2 protein-coding genes are annotated in these 1,237 nt (G+C 70.0%); both read right to left on the reverse strand.

The genetic code is table 11. The annotated features are described in order from the left end of the window. Positions 1–777 (reverse strand): NAD(P)/FAD-dependent oxidoreductase (locus PV363_RS17795; RefSeq protein ID WP_301023093.1); only part of this gene is annotated, 777 nt, incomplete at its 3' end. A gap of 81 nt (positions 778–858) precedes the next feature. Beyond that, positions 859–1,237: hypothetical protein (locus PV363_RS17800; protein ID WP_301023094.1), on the reverse strand; the 379-nt coding region annotated here is incomplete at its 5' end.

The following is a 1,237-nucleotide window of genomic DNA, read 5'->3' on the forward strand; positions in this document are numbered from 1 at the left end:
GTCCTCGATCACGATCTGCTCGACCCTGGCCTTGGTGCGGACCCGCCCTCCGTACGACTGGACGACGTCGGTGAGGTGAGCGCCGATCACCTGACCGCCGCCGCGCGGGTAGTACGCACCGGCCTGGAGGTAGTGGTGCAGGAAGCCTGCGTGCATGGCGGTGGGCGTCCGGTGCGGGGGCCACGTGTAGTCGCCGTTCTCCGCGAGGATGACCGCCTGGGCGTCGGCGCTGAGGCCGCACGCCGCCATCAGCGTCGTGATGGGCCGTACGCCCCAGCGCAGCAGCGCCCACGGGCGCCGGCGCGGTCGCTCGCCGGCCGCGATCGTCCGCATCACCCGCACGCACCGGCGCAGGCCGGCCTCCTCGTCGGGGAACGCCGCGATCAGGCGCTCGAGGTAGGTGTCCCAGCCGGTCGGTGTCTGGAACGTCGTGCCGGGGATCATGATCTGGCAGTGCCCCTCGGGCCGCTGACGCAGCCACTTGATGCGCTCGGTCAGCGCGAGTCCTGAGAGCGCCGTCTGCATCCGACCGCCAGGGCCGCACTCGCCGACGTAATGGGTGCCGACGTCGAACTCGAACTTGTTGCCGGCGCGGCGGAAGACCTGGGTGCTGCCGCCGACCACCTGGTTGGCCTCCAGCACGAGCACCCTCTTGCCATTGGCCGCGAGGTACGCCGCGCAGGTCAGTCCCCCGGGTCCGGCGCCTACCACCACCGCGTCCCAGGTCTCAGGGCCGGTCTCGGGTGTGGATGTCGGAGGCGGCGCGGTCTGCGTCATGAGAGGATCACTTTCGGACGAGTTAACTAGAGTGAGACTCTAGTTAACTCGCTCTCGGGGATCGGCGCCAGGCCGGCGAGCTCAATCGCCGGGAGACCCGTGCGTGAGGCCGTCGAGGAGTGCGGCTCCTGCCTCGATCGCCGCCTGCTCGATGCGCTCCGGCGGCAGCGTCAACGCGTCGCGTCGCAGAGCCAGCGCAGCGACGCCGTTCCAGGCACCGAAGAGCACGTACGACATGAGCTCGGGGTCGACCGGACGGATCGCGCCGGTCTCCACGGCATCACGGATGCTCCCCTCGAACTCCTGCCGAAGCTCACTAAAGCGCGAGACGACCTCGTTCTCGACCGGCGTGCGCGGACCGCGTTCACCGGTGACGGTCAGGTACCTCAGCAGGGCGGGATGGTCGAGGAGGAGCCTCAGGTACGCGATGCCGACGCCCGCGAAGCGTTCGAGCGGAGGC

The organism is Mumia sp. (genome assembly GCF_028803055.1).
GTDB lineage: Bacteria > Actinomycetota > Actinomycetes > Propionibacteriales > Nocardioidaceae > Mumia.